The following is an 18,826-nucleotide window of genomic DNA, read 5'->3' as shown; positions in this document are numbered from 1 at the left end:
GGAGGTGCTGGTCCGGGGTGTGGGCCGCGGTGGCTCGGGGCCGGGCTACTTCAGGCCGCCGGCGCCGAGGCCGGACCGCCAGAAGCGCTGCAGGGAGAGGAACGCGACGAGCAGCGGGATGATCGAGACGAACGACCCGATGAGCACGAGGGTGCGCAGGTCCGGGTACTGGTTCACGCTCGAGTTCCACGTGTAGAGGCCGAGGGTGACGGGGAACAGCGACGAGTCGCGGAGCATCACGAGCGGCAGGAAGAAGTTGTTCCACACGGCGACGAACTGGAACAGGAAGATCGTCACGAGCGCGGGCGACATGAGCCGCACGGCCACGGTGAAGAACGTGCGGACCTCGCCGGAGCCGTCGATGCGCGCGGCCTCGATGATCTCGTCCGGGACGCTCGACGCCGCGAACAGCCGCGACAGGTAGACGCCGAACGGGCTGACGATGCTCGGCAGGAACACCGACCAGAACGTGTCGGTCAGGTCGACCTGGCTGAAGATGAGGAACAGCGGCAGGGCCAGCGCGGTCGCCGGCACGAGGACGCCGCCGAGGAACACGTTGAACAGGGCCTCGCGACCGCGGAACCGGTACTTCGCCAGGGCGTACCCGCACATCGCGCTGAGCACCGTGCCGAGCAGGCCGGCGACCCCCGCGTAGGCGATGCTGTTGAGCAGCCAGCGCAGGTAGATGCCGTCCTGGCGGGTGAACAGCTCGACGAGGTTGCCGAAGAAGTCCTGGAACGAGGTCGCGCTGAACCACAGCGAGAACGTCGTGTTGAAGTTCGACGCCGTCTTGGTCGACGAGACGAAGAGCCAGAAGATCGGCAGCAGGAAGTAGACGGTGAAGACGCCCATCACGATCATCGCGGCGGAGCGCGAGATCACGCTCTCGCGCGGTCCGCGGGCTCCCGGCTCGTGCGGACGGGAGGCACGGTTCGGCTGCAGGGGTCGGCCTGCGTCCGCGACGAGGTCGCGTCGGGTGGGTGCGTTGACGGTCACTGGGCGGCCTTCCGCTGGGTCAGTCGGAGGAACCCGATCGACAGGACGAACGTGGCGAGGGCGAGGACGACCGAGAACGCGGCCGCGAGGTTGAAGTTCGGCACCGACGAGGTCGAGTAGACGAGCATGTTCGGCGTGAAGGTCGACGAGATCGTCGAGGTGAACTGCCGGAACACGGTCGGCTCGGTCAGGAGCTGCAGGGTGCCGATGACGGAGAACACGGCGGTGAGGATGATCGCCGGGACCACCATCGGGATCTTGATCGACAGCGCGATCCGCAGCTGCGACGCGCCGTCGAGCTTCGCCGCCTCGTAGATCTCGGTCGGGATCGCGAGGAGCGACGAGTAGATGATGAGCATGTTGTAGCCGACGTAGACCCAGGTCACGACGTTCGCGACGGCCCACAGGACGGTGCTCGCGGAGAGCAGGTCGACGTTCGACGTCAGGAACGAGAACGGCGACAGGTCGGGGGCGTAGAGGTAGCCCCACATGATCGCGGCGATGACGCCGGGGACCGCGTACGGCGCGAAGAACGCCAGGCGGAAGAACCGCTTGCCGCGCAGCAGCGGGGAGTCGAGCAGCAGCGCGAAGACGAGCGCGAGCCCGAGCATCACCGGGACCTGCACGATGCCGAACAGCAGCACGCGGAGGACGGAGCCCCAGAACTCGGTGGCCTGGAACACGAGCACGTACTGGCTCAGGCCGCCGAACACCTGCGTCGGGGCGCCGAACGTGCCCTGGCGCTCGATCTTCTGCAGCGACTCCCACACGGCGTACAGGATCGGTGCGAGGTAGAACGCGGCGAACAGCAGCGCGAACGGCAGGACGAAGAAGGCGATCGCGCGCCGGTAGCGCGTGCCGCCGGGGCGACGCCGGGGCGTGGTCGGCCGGGTCGTGCGGCGCGACTGGGCGGTGGTGGTCATGGGCGGGCTCCGTCGATGCGGTCGGTGCGGATGATCTGGGTGCCGCCGGCGGCGAGGACGGTGACGCCGTCGACGGGCCGGTCGGCGACGAGCTCGTGGCCCGCCACGGTGTGCGCGACCTCGCGGTCGGTGTGGTTGAGCAGGAAGACCCACTCGTGCGCGTCGTCACGGCGACGGACGACCTCGAGGCCCGGCTCGGCCACGGGGTCCGGGGCGACGCCGGCGGTCTCGAGGACCCGACGGAGCAGGGCCGCGCGGGCGCCGTCCTCGAGCACGGTGGAGACGTACCAGGCGTCGCCGGTGCCGACGGTGTTCCGGGTGACGGCCGGGCGTCCGGCGAGGGGCCCCTCGGCGTAGGTCGTGACCGCCTCGGCGCCGCGCAGCTCGACGGGCTCCGACCAGGTGTGCGCCCGGGTGCCGTCCGACAGCGCGAGGGTCTCGCGGGCGCCGAGCGGGCGGAACTCGTCGACGCGGATCCCGAGCAGGTCGCGGAAGGCGCCGGGGTACCCGCCCGTCCGGACCCGGTCGTCCTCGTCGACGATGCCGCTGAAGAACGTGACGACGGCCTGGCCGCCGCGGGCGACGTGGTCGGCGACGACCGCCGCGTGCTCGTCGCGGACCAGGTAGAGCTCCGGGACGACGACGACCGCGTACCCGTCGAGCGGGGCGCCGGGCGCGACCACGTCGACCGTGACGCCGAGGTCCCACAGCGCGGCGTGGAACGCGTGGACCTGTTCCAGGTACCGGAGCGCGGTGGTGGGGTGCGCCTCCAGGTCGGCGGCCCACTGGACCTCCCAGCTGAAGACGAGCGCGACGTCGGCGACGACGCGGGAACCGCGGAGCTCGCCGAGGCGCTCGACGAGGGCGCCCAGCGCGACGACGTCGCGCCAGGTCTGCGACTCGGTGCCGGCGTGCGGCAGCAGTGCGGAGTGGAACTTCTCGCTGCCCTGCACGGACGCGCGCCACTGGAAGAAGCAGACGCCGTCGGCGCCGCGGGCGATGTGCGTCGCGGTGTCGCGGAGCATCTGGCCCGGGTCCTTCGCGACGTTGTGCGGCTGCCAGTTCACGGCGCCCGTCGAGTGCTCCATGAGCAGCCAGGGCGCCCCCTTCGCCAGACCGCGCGTGGTGTCGGCGGCGAACGCGAGCTCGGTGTGCGGGCGGGGCAGGCGGTGGTCGAGGTAGTGGTCGTTCGCGATGACGTCCATGTCGTCGGCCCACGTCCAGTAGTCGAGCGCGGTGATGTGCGCCGCGACCATGAAGTTCGTGGTGACGGGCTTGTCGCTCAGCTCGCGGAGCACCGCGGCCTCGGCCCGGTGGTGGCCGAGGAGCTCGTCGGACGAGAACCGGTCGAAGTCGAGCGTCTGGCCGGGGTTCGTGAAGGAGAGCGTCGCGCGGGGCGGCAGGACCTGCTCCCACGCGGAGTACCGCTGGCTCCAGAAGGCCGTGCCCCACGCGGTGTTGAGCGCCTCGAGCGTGCCGTACCGGTTGCGGAGCCAGCCGCGGAAGGCGTCGGCGGAGACGTCGCAGTAGCAGTGCGCGTTGTGGCAGCCGAGCTCGTTCGAGACGTGCCAGAGCTTGACCGCGGGGTGGTCGCCGTAGCGCTCGGCCGTGGCGCGGACCAGGGCCAGGGCGTGCTCGCGGTAGACCGGGGAGCTCGGGCAGAACGCCTGGCGGCCGCCGGGCCAGCGGGTGGTGCCGTCCGCGACGACGGGCAGGACCTCGGGGTGGGCGGTGGTCAGCCACGGCGGGGTCGAGGCGGTCCCGGTGCCGAGGTCGACGCCGATGCCGGCGCCGTGCAGCAGTTCGACGACGCGGTCGAGCGCGGTGAAGTCGTACTCGCCCCGGTGCGGCTCGACGTGCGACCAGCCGAAGATGTTGATCGCGACGAGGTTGACGCCGGCCTCGCGCATGAGCCGGACGTCCTCGACCCAGACCTCGGGGTCCCACTGCTCGGGGTTGTAGTCGCAGCCGAACGCGAGTCCGGTCGAGCCGAGCCCGAGCGCCGTGGTGGCTGGTGCCGGGAGGGTGGTGGTCACGGTGGTCCTCGCTGGTCGGGGCGGTCCGCCGTCCCGGTCGCGTGCGACCCCTTCGACGGCGAAGGCCACCCAGTGTTCTGGGAGCGCTCCCAGATGCCGCCGACCGATCGGGGTCCGAGGGTTTCTGGGAGCGCTCCCAGAGTGAACACGAGATCGCGGCCGGTGTCAACCCGGGGGTGCTCGCGCGAAGCGGGGGCGACTTCACGGCCTCAGCGACACTTCACGGCCGCCCGGGCCCGTGAAGTGTCGCTGGGCGCGTGAGGTCGCCACGGACGGGCAGCCGGCATCGCCACGATCACGGCACCGCGCGGCCCGGGCGGGCGGCCCCCGCGACCGGCCCCCGCCCGCCCGCCGGATACGCTTGCGCCATGACCGACGTCCGTGCCGCACGCACCCGTGCGACGATCCAGGACGTCGCGGACGAGGCCGGCCTGTCCCGCGGCACCGTCTCCCGCGTCCTCAACGACGAGCCGTACGTCTCCGCCGAGGCCCGCGAGGCCGTCCAGGCAGCCGTCCGCCGCGTCGGCTACGTGCGGAGCGCTGCGGCCCGCAGCCTCGTCACCCGCCGCTCCGGCGCCGTTGCGCTCATCGTGCACGAGCCGAGCGTCCAGGTGCTCGACGACCCGAACATCGGCAACATCCTGATCGGCACGAACACGGTCCTGTCCGAGGCGGACCAGCAGCTCGTGACGATCATGGTCGACTCCGGCCGGGACAACGAGCGCGTGGTCGAGTACCTGCGCGGCGGGTTCGTGGACGGCGCGATCGTGCTCTCCGCCCGGGACGGCGACCCCGTCACCCGGGCCATCGAGGAGATCGGACTCCCGGCGTGCTTCGTCGGCCACCCGTCCGACGCCCCGAACACCTCGTACATCGCGATCGACAACCGCGCCGCCGCCGAGCAGATCACCCGACGCCTGGTCGAGACCGGTCGGCAGCGCATCGGCATGCTCGCGTCCGGGCTCGACCGCGACTCGGGGCAGGACCGCCTCGAGGGCTTCACCGCCGCACTCGGCGACCGGTTCGACCCGTCACTCGTGGCCAGGAATCCCCTGTTCAGCTACACCGCGGGCGTCGAGGGCATGCGCGAGCTGCTCGACCGCGCACCCGATCTCGACGGGGTCTTCGCGGCGTCGGACGCGGTGGCCGCCGGGGCGATGGACGTCCTGCAGCGCGCCGGCCGATCGGTGCCGGGCGACGTCGGCGTGGTCGGCTTCGACGACAGTGCGTGGGCGCTCCGCTGCGACCCCCCGCTGTCGACCGTCCGGCAGCCGGCTCGCACCCTCGGCGAGCACGCGGCGCAGCAGGTCCTCGCGCAGATCGCCGGCACCGACGAGGGCCCGCACGGTCTGATCCTGCCGACCGAGGTGGTCTGGCGCGGGAGCGCGTAGCCACCCGCGCACGCCCCACCCGCATCACCGCCAGGTGCGCGCCACCACCCAGCCGTCGCCCTCCGGCACGATGTCGACCACGACCGCGTCCCCGTCGGCGCTGACCTGGAACCGCCACCCGACCGTCCGCTCCGGCGCGTGGGTCATCGCCGACGGCAGGAACTCCGCCGTCGCGGTGAGCCGCGTGGGACTGTCACTGACCCGCCAGCGCCGGTCGCGCCACACCATCCGGTCCGGCACGCCGCGCTCCCACCACACCGTGGCGACCTCGTGCGTGAGCATCATCTCGACCTCCTGTTCGAACGTGTGTTCGAATGCTACGCGATCCCCGCCGACGTTCCGCGTGTCGGAGGCCGTTCCGCGCACCGGGCGCCGAACCGCGCATCGGGAGCCGATCCGCGCGTGGTGCGCAGGTCCTTCCGCCCCTCCACGCGCGGATCGGCACCCCATGTCGGGTGCGATGGGCAGGAACGCCCCACACGTCCCACACGTCCCAGCGCACCACACGTCCCAGCGCACCACGCGTCTCCGCACCACCCGTCCCCGCACCACGCGTCCCCGCACCACCCACCGGACGGGAGGCACGTGGCGGCCCCGCTCCGCGCCTCCCGTCCGGTGTGGAGTCGCGCCCGCCCGCACGACGCGCCCCGGCGCGCACGTCCAGGTGCCACGACCCACCGCGTGCGCACCGCCGAGGGTGCGCGACACGGCCGGTGTCGCGCCGAGGTGCCACAATTCCAGCACCTCGGCGGACCGCCCCGAGAGCGTCCCGACCGCATCCCGTCGGCGCCGCGGGGCACCGCCCCCGACGCGCCGCACGCCCCGGCCACCCGGACGCCGGCGGCCCGGGGTACGCAGCCGCCACGAGGACACAGTCGCCCACCACTAGAAGGGCACTATGACCACTTCCTCCCGCACGCCGCTCGGCGTCACGCTCGTCGACGGCGGCGCCAACGTCGCCCTCTTCTCCAGCACCGCCGAGCGGGTGGAGTTCTGCCGGTTCGACGAGGACGGCACCGAGCACCGCACCGAGCTGCGGAACCGCACCGGGTACACCTTCCACGACGTGGTCCCCGACGTGACGGTCGGCACCCGCTACGGCTTCCGCGTGCACGGCGCCTGGGACCCGGCGAACGGCCTCCGCCACAACCCCGCCAAGCTCCTGCTCGACCCGTACGCCACCGCGATCGACGGCTCCTACGAGTGGGGCCAGGCACTGTTCGGCCACGACATGGACGCCCCCGAACAGCTCGACGAGACCGACTCGGCGAGCGCCATGCCGAAGTCCGTGGTCGCCGACCGCGACTTCGACTGGGACGGCGACACGCAGCTGCGCACCCCGTACGCCGACACCGTCGTGTACGAGGTGCACGTCAAGGGCTTCACGAAGCAGCACCCGGACGTGCCCGAGGAGATCCGTGGCACGTACGCGGGTCTGGCGCACCCCGCCGCGGTCAAGCACCTGACCGACCTGGGCGTCACGGCCGTCGAGCTCCTGCCGACCCACCAGTTCGTGCAGGACTCGACCCTGGCCGACAAGGGCCTGCGGAACTACTGGGGCTACAACTCGATCGGCTTCTTCGCGCCGCACGACGAGTACTCGTCCTCGGGCACGGCCGGGCAGCAGGTCGCCGAGTTCAAGGCGATGGTCAAGGCCCTGCACGCCGCCGGGCTCGAGGTCATCATGGACGTCGTCTACAACCACACCGCCGAGGGCAACCACATGGGCCCGACGCTGTCGTTCAAGGGCATCGACAACCAGGCCTACTACCGCCTGGTCGAGGGCGACGAGGCGAACTACTTCGACACGACCGGCACGGGCAACAGCCTGAACGTGTCGCACCCGTCGGCGCTCGGGCTCATCACCGACTCGCTCCGCTACTGGGTCGAGGAGATGCACGTCGACGGCTTCCGCTTCGACCTCGCGACGACGCTGACCCGCCAGGACGGCGAGGCCGAGAAGCACTCCGCGTTCCTCGACATCATCCACCAGGACCCGGTGCTCCGCGAGGTGAAGATGATCGCCGAGCCGTGGGACACCGCGGGCTACCAGGTGGGCGGGTTCCCGGCCGACTGGTCCGAGTGGAACGGCAAGTACCGGGACGACCTGCGGGCGTTCTGGCGCGGCGACGAGGGCACGCTCGGCGACGCCGTGCAGCGCGTCCTCGGCTCCCCCGACGTGTACGAGGGCTCCCGCCGCTCGCCGCTCTGCTCGGTCGACTTCGTCACCGCGCACGACGGCTTCACGCTGGCGGACCTGACGATGTACGCCGAGAAGCACAACGAGGCGAACGGCGAGGACAACAACGACGGCGAGAGCAACAACACCTCGTTCAACGGCGGCATCGAGGGCCCGACCGACGACGGCGCGGTGAACGACTACCGCGACCGTCAGCGCCGGAACTTCCTCGGCACGCTCCTGCTCTCGGCGGGCGTCCCGATGATCCTCGGTGGCGACGAGATCGCCCGGTCGCAGGGCGGCAACAACAACGCCTACTGCCAGGACGACGAGATCTCGTGGTTCGACTGGGCCGCGGCGGACCGGGACCTGCTCGCGTTCACGACGTCGGCGATCGCGTTCCGCAGGGAGCACGCGGCGCTCCGCCCGCTGTGGTTCCGCACGGCGCCGGGCGACTCCGAGTCGACCGTGACGGTGCTCCGCGCCGACGCGGAGGGGTTCGAGGACGGCGACTGGGCCGACGGCGGCAACCGTGCGGTGCTCCTGGTGCTGCAGCAGGGCGACGACACCGTCGCGGTGCTCCTGAACGCGTCGGACACCACGGTCGAGTTCACCCTGCCCGAGAAGCCGGGCGGCGGCAGCTGGGCGCTCGGCCTGTCGAGCGACCCCGACCAGGCCGTCGAGGACGGCGCGACGACGCTGCTGGTCCGCGACGCGTCGTTCACGGCGCTCGTCTGATCTGCTCGGCTGCGGTCCGACATGGACCGGGTGCCGGACGGGAGGCACGGTGCCGGCTGGCACCGTGCCTCCCGTCCGTCAGGGGGTGGCGTCCGTCAGGGGGTCGCGTCGGGACGGACCTCGGCGGGCAGCTCGTCCGTGGTGGGCGGGTCCGCGCCGGGGCGGGAGACCGTGACGGCGGCGCACGCGAGGGCGAGCGCGGCCAGGCGCCCGAGGTCGTCCTCGTCGGGGGCCGTCGGCGCGGTCCCGGTCGCGAGGACGGCGGCGAGCAGCCCGGCCATGAACGAGTCCCCCGCGCCGATCGTGTCCGCCACCGTCACCGCGGGAGCGGCGATCCGTCGGCGGGCGTCTCGGGAGGCGATCGCGCACCCCGAGCCGCCGAGCGTCACGGCCGCGAGCGTCGCACCGGCCGCGAGCAGCCCGTCGAGCACGGCGTCGACGTCCCGGTCCGGCCAGAGCCAGGCGGCGTCCTCGTCGCTGCACTTCACGACGTCGGCCTCGGCCAGGAGCGGCTCGAGGGTCGCGAGCACGGCGCCGCGGTCCGGCGTGATCGACGGCCGGACGTTCGGGTCGAGGGACAGCAGTGTGCCGGCGGGTCGGGCGCGCACGGCGTCGAGCACGGTCGCGGCACCCGGCTGCAGGACCGCGCCGATCGACCCGACGTGCACGAGCGGCGTGCCCTCGGGGACGTCGACCGGGTCGATCCGCCAGTCCAGGTCGAACTCGTACGAGGCCCCGCCGTCCGCGGCGATCGTCGCCACCGCCGTCGAGGTCCGCGGGACCGCCGTCGCGTCCACCCGTACGCCGCTCGCCTCGACGTGCGCACGGACCGCGGCACCGCGGTCGTCGTCGCCGAGTGCACAGACGAGCCGGGCCGGACGGCCGAGCCGGGCGAGCCCCACCGCGACGTTCATCGGACTGCCGCCGGGGTGCTCGGACCGTCCCTCGGGGCGGTCGACGACGTCGACCAGGGCTTCTCCGACGACGATGACGCTGCTCATGGCGACCAGCCTGACAGAGGTGCGCGCCCCGTGACGGCAGCGGCCTGACGGACGCACCACGATCCTCCCGTCCGTCCCCTGGTTCCCGTGTGCCGGACGCGCGCCGGGGAGTTGACTCGGCCGTACCCGACCCGACCGTCGAGATGGAGCCCCGATGCTGTCCCTGACCTACTCGAGCGTCGCCACCGACGCGCTCGACGACGCCGATCTCGCGCAGCTGCTCGCGCAGAGCCGGCGGGCCAACGCCGAGAACGACATCACCGGGGTGCTCCTGTTCCGGAACGGCTACTTCCTGCAGCTGCTCGAGGGCCCGGACCAGGCCGTGCGACGCAAGATGGACACCATCAAGCACGACGCCCGGCACACCAAGGTGACCGTGCTGCTCGAGGAGGTCATCGAGGAACGGCAGTTCCCGGAGTGGACCATGGGCTACCCGGCGGCCGACACCGACGTCGAGCAGGCGCCCGGGTACCGGACCACCTTCGACGACCTCGACGCGGCGGGCGGCGACTCCGTCACGTCGCTGCCGGCGCTCCGTGAGCTGATCCGCTGGTTCCGGCCCCGCGGCTGATCGTGACCCCGGCGTGACCACGGGCCGTGGCAGGATCGCGGCATGGGGGACGTGGTCGTGGTGCCGGCGGATGCGCCGCGCCGGGTCGAGCTGGAACGGCGGGGGTGGCGGGTCGTCGCGCGCTCGTTCGGGGCGCAGCTCGACGGTGACGCGGTCGACCGGACGCGGCTCCGCTCCCTGGTGGACCGGGCCGGGCTGCCGGTCCGCGCGCTCGACGTCGCCGACGTCGACGCGGTGCTCGCCCTCGACGTGGCGACCGTCGGGCACTACCCGGGCAGCGTCGCGACGCGGCACGAGCCGTTCGACCGCGAGCGCGCGACGCCCTCGGCGGTGCGGCGAGCGTTCGGAGCATGGTCCGGGGACGACCTCGTCGCGATGACGTTCGTCGACGTGCTGGTCGGTGCTGGCGGTGCTGCTGCCGGTTCTGATGCCGGTTCCGATGCCGCTGCCGGTTCTGATGCCACTGCCGTTTGCGCTGCCGCGTCCGTTTCGGCGGAGACGGACGTCACGGTGGTCGCCGCGGACCACCGCGGGCGCGGGATCGGGACCGCGGTGAAGGCCGCGTCGGTCCTCGCGCTCCTCGACGCCGGCGTGACCCGGTTCCGCACCGGAGGCTCCGCCGACAACCCGGCGATCATCGCCGCGAACACCGCGCTCGGCTACGTCCGCGACGAGGAGTGGGTCACGCTCGAGCCGAGCGCGCCGTGAACGACCGCTCCGGAGGAAGGCCGTGGTGGCACGTCGTGTCGGCGACGCTCGTCGGGGTCGGCGCAGCGTACCTCGTGCACGTCGGCGTGGTCCTGCTGTTCCTCACCGGCGTGGGGGGCCTCGTCGCCCTGCCGGTGGTGACCGTCCTGGCCGGTGTCGGACTCGGCCTCTGCGGGTTCGTGGGCACCGGTCGTCGTCGCGCGTGGTGGCTCGGGACGACGTCGCTCGTGCTGGTGCCCGGCGCCCTCGTCACCGAGGTCGTCCCGTGGTTCGTCCCCGCACCGGGGCCGCTGCTGCTCGCGCCGTCACCGCTGCCGTACTTGATCGGGGCGGTCGTCGGTGCCGTCCCCGCGCTCCTGGTGCACCCCGGAAGGCCGCGGCTCGCAGGGCTGGTCGCCGGCGGGACCGCGGTGCTCGCCGTCGCCGCGCTCGTCACCGTGCTCGGGGTGCAGGCGCACGGCCGCGCGGTCGAACGCGACCAGCAGGCGATCGCGCGGGCTCAGGTCGCGATCGGCGCCGACTTCCGCCCCGTCACGATCTCGCCGCCGGGCTACGGCTCCGACTTCGAGGCGAACATCGAGCGGCGGCTGCCCGGCTTCCTGCAGGTGTTCTCGTCCCCCGCCTCCCCGGCGCACTACCCGGGCAACACGAGCGGGGACGACCTGACCGTCGTCACCCTTGCCGCGGATGCGCCGTCGTGCGGACGGGCGCTCGAGGGCGTCGGTCCGGACGGTGCGTCGGAGCCCGAGACCGGGTGCACCACCACGGACGGGGTCGTGGTCCGCACGAGTGCGCACGGACACGAGGTCGCCGCCGTCGTCGGGGACACCTTCGTCGCAGTGAGTGCCTTGCGCGCGGTCGACGAGACGGTGCTGCGGGCCGCGGTCCGGTCGGCCGAGCCGATCGGTGACGCGGCGTACCGGCACGTGCTGCTCGGGGACGGGGACGAGTACACGGACGAGCTCGACGGGAACCGGTGCCCGGTCACGGGGGCGGTGTGCGGTCCGTGACCGCGCCGAGCGTCGCGCTGCTCCCGGTGGACCTGGCGCACCCGGTCGGTCGGTCATGGCTCGTCGCTTTCCTGACCACGAACCGCTTCCCGTTCCACGTCACGTCGGCCCCGACGCGCAACGAGGTCGAGCGGCGCGTCGCGGACGGGGACTTCTCGGGTCCGGCGCACGCCCTGTTCCGTGTCGAGGCCGACGGCGCGGCAGTGGGGATGGTCGCCCTGGACGACCTGGACGACGGCGCACCGTTGATCGACGTGCGGCTCGCGGAGCGGGCCCGAGGGCGGGGGCTCGGCGTGCCGGTCGTCCGCGCACTCGCCGACACCGTGTTCACGGGGTACCCCGACGTCGATCGGCTCGAGGCGCAGACCCGGGACGACAACGTCGCGATGCGGAAGGTCCTGGTCCGGTGCGGGTGGGTCCAGGAGGCGCAGTACCGGCGGGCGTGGCCCGTCGAGGGCTCGGCGCCGAGGGACTCGGTGGCGTACGGGCTGTTGCGGGAGGACCACCGGACTGGGCGGGTGACGCCGTTCCTCGGACGGTCCGACGCGGGCGAGTGAGTCGGACTGGTCGGAACGCCCCCTGAGACCGACGTCCGTTCAGCGCCGCGGCCGTCGACCGAGTCGGACGGCCTCGGGGCTGCGTTCGTAGCCGAGGTAGCTGATCACGGCCAGGATCCGGGTCCGCATCGCGGGCCGGACGGTCTCCGGACAGTTCAGCACCCGGGACACCGTCTGGTGCGAGACCCCTGCGGCTGCTACGACGTCGTAGATCGTCGGCCGCTCCGACGACGGCATCGGTCAGTCCCGCGGCGCCGCGTCGCGCGGTGCCGCGGTGCTCTCGCGGATCAGGACGGGCGGGTCGACGGTGTCGAGCGCGAGCGGCGCGGCCCCGGTCAGGAGGGCGTCGAGCTGGGCCATGCCGTGCCGGCCGAGCTCGGCGAAGTCCTGGCGGGCCGTCGTCAGGGACGGCAGGAACATCGCCGCGAGCGGGTGGTCGTCGAACCCGGCGACGCTGACGTCGTCGGGGACGCGCTTGCCCGCGTCGTGGAGTCCGCGGATCAGGCCCATGGCGGTCTCGTCGTTGCCGCAGAGCACCGCGGTGACGTCGGACTCCCCGGCGATGGCGACACCGACCTCGTACGCCGAACGCGGGTCCCACGAGACGTCGCGGATCTCGGGCACGGCGATCCCGGCTTCGTTCAGGGCGTGCCGCCACCCGGACGTACGCCCGTCCTCCTTGCCCGACGGCGGGACCCGCACGTGGTGGACGGTGCGGTGGCCGAGACCGAGCAGGTGCCGGGTCAGCGCCGCGGCCGCGTGCGACTCGTCGAGCACGGCCTGCGGGACACCGCTCTCGGGGACACCGGAGAGCGCGACGACGGGGATGTGCGGTTGGAGCGCGGCGAGGGCCGCGACGCCGGGCGGATCGAACTTCAGGACGACGACGCCGGCGGGTGACTGCCGCAGCACAGCGTCCGTCGCCGCGGCCACGTCGTCCTGCTCCGCCGTCTCGACCACGACGATGAAGCTCAGGAACCCGGCCGCGCGCGCGGACTCCTCGACGCCGCGGATCGCCTCGGCGTAGCCGTACCGGGACGTGTTCCCGGCGACGATCCCGATGACGTTCGATCGGCGGGAGGCCAGGGTCTGCGCTGCGGCGCTCGGGCGGTACCCGAGCTCGGCGATCGCGTCGAGGACGCGCGACCGACGACCTTCGCTGACCTTGGCCGCTCCGGTGAGGACGCGGGACACCGTCGGCACGGAGACGCCGGCGAGCTGGGCGACGTCGCTGATGGTGACGGGTTTGTCGCGGCGCGGCGGGGTCATGGTCCCCTCACGATACGACCTGCCGACGATGACGCTCACTTCACCGCTCCGCTGGTGATCCCGGCGATGATCTTCCGCTGCATCACCACGAACGTGACGAGCAGCGGCAGGCTCATCAGGATGATGTAGGCGAAGATCAGGTGCCAGTTCTGCAGGTAGAGCCCGCTCGAGGCGACCTGGTACAGGTTCAGCGGCAGGGTGTCGAGCCGGCCGCCGACGACGAACAGCGCGTAGAAGACGTCGTTCCAGATGTACAGGCAGATCAGGATCGTCGCGGTCGCCAGGGTCGGGCCGAGCAGCGGCAGGATGATCCGCACGAAGACCCGGACCGGTCCGGCACCGTCGACGCGGGCGGCTTCCTCCAGCTCGGCGGGGATGGTCCTGACGAAGCCGGTGACGAAGAAGATCACCGTCGACAGGTACATGCCCATGTAGACGCCGATCATGCCGACCGCGGTGCCCGCGAGGCCGAGCTGGCGGAGCAGCAGCACGATCGTCACGACGGCCGGGGGCAGCACGATGCCGCTGATGCCGAGCGCGTACACGACCGAGATGAGTCGGCCCTTCCGGCGGGCGAGCACCCACGACGCCATCGCCCCGAGGACCAGGACGCCCAGGACCGACGGGACCATGACGAGCATGCTGCCGAGGAACGCGGGGACCATCCGGCCCTGGGTGAGGACGGTGCCGAAGTTCTGCAGCAGCTGCCAGTGTGACGGCAGGGAGAGGTTCGGGTTCAGTGCCTCGGCCTGGTCCTTGCCCGCGGTGACGACGACCATCCAGAACGGCACCCCGAGCAGCGCGACGACGAGCAGTACGACCACGACCGGTTGCAGCCAGCGACTGACCGGACGACGGCGGCGGAAGGCGGGATTCGCGACGGTCATGAGAGCACGTCCTCTCGCTTGCGCAGGAAGAAGATGACGGGGAACGCCAGCAGCGTGACCATCACGAAGAGCGACAGGCTCATCGTGGTGGCCTGCGCGAACAGTCCCTGCCCGAAGGTCCGGAAGATGAAGATGTTGAGCAGCTCGGTGGTGCCGCCGGGTCCGCCGGCGGTGGTGGCCTGGACGATGTCGAAGCCGTTCATCGACCCGAGCAGGGCGGTGGCGACGTTGAACGTCACCGCGGGGGCGAGCAGCGGGAAGCGGATGGACCGGAAGGTGCTCCACCAGCCGGACCCGTCGATGCGCGCGGCTTCCAGGACGTCGCCGGGGATGGTCTTGAGTCCGGCGAGGTAGATGAGCATCGACAGGCCCATCCACTTCCAGGCGTGGATGATCGCGACGACGAGCAGCGTCCAGGTGGTGCTGCCGAGCCAGGCGATCGTGACCTCGTGGCCGGTGAGGAAGCCGAGGATGGCGTTGAGCCCGCCGGCCGGCTTGAGCAGGGCCTGGAAGATGTACCCGACGGCGAGGGCGGACATCACGACCGGCACGAAGAACGCAGTGCGGGCGATCCGGTTGATCCGGGTGTCCGCCTCGAGCACCAGGGCCAGGACGAGGCCGAAGAGGTTCTGGAACACGGCGACGAGGACGGCGTAGACCAGCGTCGTGCGGAGGTCGGTGAGCAGGGTGCCGTTCTGGAACAGCGCGGCGAAGTTGTCGCCGCCGACGAAGGCGATGTCGCTGTGGAAGCTCGACCAGTTCGTGAACGCGTAGACGAAGTTGAACAGCGTCGGGATGAAGAAGAACACGACCAGGACCGCGAGGGCCGGGACGAGGAACCACAGCGGGTGGTCGCTGCGGCGCGGCCGACCGGCGGTCGGCGGATCGGCGGAGAGGGTCGGGACCGGCCGGGACGGCCGGGTCCGACCGGGGGTGAGCTGTGCGGTCATGGGGTCCTCGTGGTGCTGATGGCGCGTTGATCGAGTGAGCGGCTGACGGACGGGAGGCACGGTGCGGGGCCGCCACGCGCCTCCCGTCCGGTGTCGGCCGACTGGGTTCAGAAGCCCGCGGCGCCCTGCGCCTTGGCGAGCTGCGCGAACTGCTGCTGCGTCGCCTGGGTGACCTGGTCCGGGGTCTTGGTGCCCTGGATCATGTCGGCGAGGTAGAGGTACAGGTCGGGGTTCGCGATGGCCTCGGCCTGCATCGAACCGACCGACGACGGCACGGCTGCAGCTGCGTCCTCGAGGGCGGTCGGGACGGTCGAGGGCGTGTCGACGCCCTTCTCGATCGAGACGGTCGACTGGTCCTTCACGAAGTCGGCGTAGCCCTTCCCCATCCAGTACGACAGGAACTGGCGGGCGGCGGCCTCCTGCTTGTCGTTGCCGGACTTGAACGCGACGAGCGCGTTGCTCTGGTCGGGGATGAACGTGCCGGTGTTGCCGGAGGGCGAGATCGGGAAGAAGCCGATCTTCTGGTCGAGCTCGTCGGTCTTCGCCAGGGTCTGCAGCTGGTTGAAGAACGAGTTGACCTGGATCACCATGCCCGCGTCACCGGCGAGGAGCGCCTTGCCCTGGTCCTCGAACGTGGCGGTCTTGATGTCGCTGTTGAACATGCCCTGTTTGATCAGGTCGTCGTACTCGTCGACAGCCTTCTGGACGGTGGCGTCGGTGAACTGCTCCTTCCCGGTGTTGATCTGCTTCCAGAGACCGTCCTTCGCTGCGTCGGCGAGCTGGACCTGCACCCACCACTGGGTGGCCCACTTGTCGCCGCCCATCTCGTAGAACGGGGTGACGCCCTTGCTCTTGAGGGTCTTCGCATCGGCGAGGAACTCGTCCCAGTTCTTCGGCGTCGAGGTGATCCCGGCCTTCGCGAGGACCTCCTTGTTGTAGTAGACGCCCTCGACGGCCGGCGTGCTGACGAGCGCCGCGTAGCGGGTGCCGTCGAGCTTGCCGGTGATGTCGGCGAGGTTCGCGGTGTACTTCGACGTCCACGGCGCGCCCTCGAGCGACTGGAGGTTCTGCTTCGCGTTGAGCGAGGTGAGCTCCGACGCGGTGGGTTGCCAGAACGCCAGGTCCGGCTTGTCGCCCGTCGCGACCTTGGTCTGGACGCCCTGCTCGTAGGGGTCCGGGATGGTGACGACCTTGACGGTCGCGCCGGTGGCCTTCTCGAACCCGCTGATCACCGAGTCGGCGGTCTTGTTCGAGTTCTGCGCGGCCCAGATCGTGAGCGTGGTGCCCTTCAGGTCGGCGGTCTGCGACGGCCAGGTGACCGAGCCGGAGCCGGTCGTGGTGCCGGATCCGGGGTCGCTGCAGCCGGTGAGGAGCGCTGCCGCCACGGCGGCGACGGCGACGGCGCCCTTCCATGCGTGCTTCATGTTCGTCCTTGGTGTGAGGTGTTCGTCGAGTGGGGGTGCTGCGAGGTGTTCGTGTCTCACGCCGACGGCGCCGTCGGAGTGAGGGAGAAGGTCCGAGCCGTCGGGGTGGTGACGGTGGTGCGGACCGACAGGGTGCCGGTGTCGGCGTCCCACGCGGCCTGCCATCCGGGCAGGTCGCGCGGGAAGATCGTGGAGACGGAGCAGGCGTGGCCGGCGAGCGTCGGGAAGTGCAGGACGGTCTCGTCCGGGCCGTCTCCCCGGTCCCAGACGGAGACGACCGTGCGGGACGGGGTGTGCCGGGCGGCCGCGACCCAGCGGTCGGTCCACCCGGGCAGGCCGAGGGGCCAGGACGGCTCCGCGTCGGTGAGGTCCCGGTGGAGGGACCGCGCGGCGTCGACTGCCTCGCGGACCCGGGCCGTCTGGTCGTCCGTCATGCCGTCCAGGTGCCCGGACAGGTAGAACCGTCCGGCGAGCCCGGTGACCAGGGTGAAGACGTTCTGCTCGTCGGACAGGTCCGGCTGCGGGTAGGCCCAGTTCGCCGCCTGCTCGGGCAGCACCGACAGGCTCGCGGATGCTGCGATGGGCGGGTACAGCAGCGGGTCCTGCTGGTCCGACGTCGACTGGAGCTGCGTCCGCGCGAGCACGGCGGGGTCCGCGCGCATCGCGCCGGACGCGCAGTTCTCGAGCACCAGGTCCGGGTGGCGCGCGAGCACGCCCTCGAGCCAGGTGAGGTGCGCCCGGTTGTGTTCGAGCAGTCCGGCGCCGACGCTGTCCGTCGCCCGGTCGGTGCCCGGACCGCCGTCGATGTTGTAGTCCAGCTTGAAGAAGCCGATGCCGAACTCCGCGACCAGGCGGTCCACGACGGCGTCGAGGTGCGCGCGGGCCGCGGGGTGCCGGAGGTCGAGATGGTACCGGTCGTGCTCCTCGACACGATGGCCACGGCGCTGCAGGAACGCCTCGGGTGGCAGGCGGTCGGCGACCGGGCTGCCGACCCCGACCACCTCGGGCTCGAGCCACAGGCCCGGCGTCATGCCGGCGTCCCGGATCGCCTCGACGACCTCGCGGAGCCCGTTCGGGAAGCGGGTGCGCGACGGCTCCCACGCTCCGACGGTGTCCCACCAGTCCGCGGTGTCCGAGTACCAGCCGGCATCGATGCAGAACGTGTCCACGCCGACACGGCCGGCCGCGGCCACGAGGGGCAGGAGCTTGTCGGTGGTGGGATCGCCGTCGAGGGTGTTCATGTAGTCGTTGAAGACGATCGTCGGCACCGTGTTCTCGGCGTGCGGCAGACGGTTCCGCCGCCGGGCTGCGGCCATCGCAGCCGCCGCGGTCGGCAGGTCCCGGCCCAGCGCCACGGTCGCCGGCACCGTCGTGAACGTGTCACCGGGCTCCAGCGACACCGACCACTGGTGGTCGCGGTCCGTCGGCCCGGACACCGCGACGTAGCAGTCGGAGACGTGCTCGCCGACCTCCCACCGCCAGGGACCGTTGTGCTCGACCTCCCACAACCAGGTCAGGCCCGGCGCCGTCAGGCCCGCGACGGGCAGGTGCCCACCGGTCGACCAGGTCCCCGCCGCCGTGCGGGTGACGGCGGACCGGGGCGTGTGGCCCGTGAGTTCCTCGTGGAGTTCCGGCAGGAGGACACCGCGGAGCGGTCGGGTGGTCCAGCGCCCCTCGCCGAGCCAGTCGTTCACACCCTCGATGAGGGACCAGTCCGAGGGGAGCAGTGGGCGCTCGGCACCCGCGTCCCGCCCGAGACCGCTCGCCCAGCTCGTGACCGAGGTGAGCAGGACGGCCTCGGCACCGGCGTTCCGGACCGTGGACACGCACCGCACCGCACCGTCGACCGCGCGGAGCGTCACGTCGACCTCGACGGCCGGCGTGGTGCCCTCCGTGCCGAGGTGTACCACGAGGGTGTCGGCAGCCGGCTCGTCGTGCGAGCGGTACCGCAGTGCGGCGCCGATCGACGTCTGCACGAGTCGGTCGTTGGAGAGTGTGTGCCCGGAGCCGACGGCGAGCACCTCGACGAGGGGCACGTCGTCGCCGAGGCACGCGTCGGCACCTCGGCCGACGAACCGCGTCACCCTCAGGGGACGGTCCTCGTCGTGTCGGAACGCCAGGTGGACGCCCTGCGGGGTCCAGTCGAACTGCGGCAACGCTGCCTCCTCGTCGTGGGGCCCGACGGT

The 18,826-nt window shown here is 71.9% G+C and carries 17 protein-coding genes; 6 read left to right on the top strand and 11 right to left on the bottom strand.

Going from position 1 to position 18,826, the window contains the following annotated elements:
- Nucleotides 1-45 precede the first annotated feature (45 nt).
- From FB462_RS02040 to FB462_RS02030, 3 genes are read right to left on the bottom strand one after another with little or no spacing between them, the layout of a single operon-like run.
- Entirely contained in the window at nucleotides 46-996 is a 951-nt protein-coding gene (locus tag FB462_RS02040) for a carbohydrate ABC transporter permease (protein ID WP_229666912.1), read from the bottom strand.
- Nucleotides 993-1,919: a carbohydrate ABC transporter permease gene (locus FB462_RS02035; protein ID WP_141859818.1), complete on the bottom strand. Its 927-nt coding sequence runs from the start codon at nucleotides 1,917-1,919 to the stop codon at nucleotides 993-995. Before FB462_RS02035 ends, FB462_RS02040 begins: the two co-directional genes overlap by 4 nt.
- Nucleotides 1,916-3,955, bottom strand: coding sequence for a beta-galactosidase (locus tag FB462_RS02030; RefSeq protein WP_141859815.1), 2,040 nt, complete (start codon nucleotides 3,953-3,955; stop codon nucleotides 1,916-1,918). The genes FB462_RS02035 and FB462_RS02030 overlap by 4 nt, the downstream gene beginning before the upstream one ends.
- A 368-nt stretch (nucleotides 3,956-4,323) precedes the next feature.
- On the opposite strand from FB462_RS02030, the gene FB462_RS02025 reads away from it, so the two are divergent.
- Nucleotides 4,324-5,346, top strand: coding sequence for a LacI family DNA-binding transcriptional regulator (locus FB462_RS02025; RefSeq protein ID WP_141859813.1), 1,023 nt, complete (start codon nucleotides 4,324-4,326; stop codon nucleotides 5,344-5,346).
- Between the two features lie 24 nt (nucleotides 5,347-5,370).
- Here the strand turns inward: FB462_RS02025 and FB462_RS02020 are convergent, their stop codons facing one another.
- A complete protein-coding gene (locus FB462_RS02020) occupies nucleotides 5,371-5,631 on the bottom strand; it encodes a hypothetical protein (RefSeq protein WP_141859811.1) in 261 nt (86 codons plus the stop codon).
- Between the two features lie 613 nt (nucleotides 5,632-6,244).
- Between FB462_RS02020 and glgX the strand changes: the two genes are divergently transcribed.
- A complete protein-coding gene (glgX, locus tag FB462_RS02015; RefSeq protein WP_141859809.1) occupies nucleotides 6,245-8,263 on the top strand; it encodes a glycogen debranching protein GlgX in 2,019 nt (672 codons plus the stop codon).
- Nucleotides 8,264-8,358: 95 nt separating this feature from the next.
- Here the strand turns inward: glgX and FB462_RS02010 are convergent, their stop codons facing one another.
- Nucleotides 8,359-9,264 carry a carbohydrate kinase family protein gene (locus FB462_RS02010; protein WP_141859807.1) on the bottom strand — a complete coding sequence of 302 codons (906 nt, stop codon included), beginning with the start codon at nucleotides 9,262-9,264 and terminating at the stop codon, nucleotides 8,359-8,361.
- A gap of 154 nt (nucleotides 9,265-9,418) precedes the next feature.
- Here FB462_RS02010 and FB462_RS02005 point away from each other — a divergent pair, with 154 nt between their 5' ends.
- From FB462_RS02005 to FB462_RS01990, 4 genes are read left to right on the top strand one after another with little or no spacing between them, the layout of a single operon-like run.
- A complete protein-coding gene (locus FB462_RS02005; protein WP_114850661.1) occupies nucleotides 9,419-9,835 on the top strand; it encodes a BLUF domain-containing protein in 417 nt (138 codons plus the stop codon).
- Between the two features lie 42 nt (nucleotides 9,836-9,877).
- Nucleotides 9,878-10,543, top strand: a complete 666-nt coding sequence (locus FB462_RS02000) for a GNAT family N-acetyltransferase (protein ID WP_114850660.1) — start codon at nucleotides 9,878-9,880, stop codon at nucleotides 10,541-10,543.
- Complete coding sequence (locus tag FB462_RS01995; protein WP_141859805.1) at nucleotides 10,540-11,553, top strand: hypothetical protein; 1,014 nt, start codon at nucleotides 10,540-10,542, stop codon at nucleotides 11,551-11,553. The genes FB462_RS02000 and FB462_RS01995 overlap by 4 nt, the downstream gene beginning before the upstream one ends.
- Complete coding sequence (locus FB462_RS01990; RefSeq protein ID WP_244289125.1) at nucleotides 11,550-12,110, top strand: GNAT family N-acetyltransferase; 561 nt, start codon at nucleotides 11,550-11,552, stop codon at nucleotides 12,108-12,110. The genes FB462_RS01995 and FB462_RS01990 overlap by 4 nt, the downstream gene beginning before the upstream one ends.
- 39 nt (nucleotides 12,111-12,149) lie before the next feature.
- Here the strand turns inward: FB462_RS01990 and FB462_RS01985 are convergent, their stop codons facing one another.
- The 6 genes from FB462_RS01985 to FB462_RS01960 form a co-directional block, all read right to left on the bottom strand.
- Nucleotides 12,150-12,347 (bottom strand): LacI family DNA-binding transcriptional regulator, encoded by a 198-nt coding sequence (locus FB462_RS01985; protein ID WP_114850657.1) that lies wholly within the window; start codon nucleotides 12,345-12,347, stop codon nucleotides 12,150-12,152.
- 3 nt (nucleotides 12,348-12,350) lie between these two features.
- Complete coding sequence (locus FB462_RS01980) at nucleotides 12,351-13,379, bottom strand: LacI family DNA-binding transcriptional regulator (RefSeq protein ID WP_114850656.1); 1,029 nt, start codon at nucleotides 13,377-13,379, stop codon at nucleotides 12,351-12,353.
- A 35-nt stretch (nucleotides 13,380-13,414) separates the two neighbouring features.
- Entirely contained in the window at nucleotides 13,415-14,266 is an 852-nt protein-coding gene (locus tag FB462_RS01975; RefSeq protein WP_141859803.1) for a carbohydrate ABC transporter permease, read from the bottom strand.
- Nucleotides 14,263-15,216, bottom strand: a complete 954-nt coding sequence (locus FB462_RS01970) for a carbohydrate ABC transporter permease (protein WP_114850654.1) — start codon at nucleotides 15,214-15,216, stop codon at nucleotides 14,263-14,265. Before FB462_RS01970 ends, FB462_RS01975 begins: the two co-directional genes overlap by 4 nt.
- Nucleotides 15,217-15,323: 107 nt before the next feature.
- Nucleotides 15,324-16,640 (bottom strand): ABC transporter substrate-binding protein, encoded by a 1,317-nt coding sequence (locus tag FB462_RS01965; protein WP_141859802.1) that lies wholly within the window; start codon nucleotides 16,638-16,640, stop codon nucleotides 15,324-15,326.
- 56 nt (nucleotides 16,641-16,696) lie between these two features.
- The gene (locus FB462_RS01960; protein ID WP_141859800.1) at nucleotides 16,697-18,796 is read right to left on the bottom strand and encodes a glycoside hydrolase family 36 protein; all 2,100 of its coding nucleotides are present in this window, start codon (nucleotides 18,794-18,796) and stop codon (nucleotides 16,697-16,699) included.
- Nucleotides 18,797-18,826 lie beyond the last annotated feature (30 nt).

It is taken from the genome of Curtobacterium citreum, from assembly GCF_006715175.1.
GTDB classification, from domain to species: Bacteria; Actinomycetota; Actinomycetes; order Actinomycetales; family Microbacteriaceae; genus Curtobacterium; species Curtobacterium citreum.
Note: the sequence above shows the minus strand (reverse complement) of the source record. Positions and strands in the feature narration are given on the sequence as shown.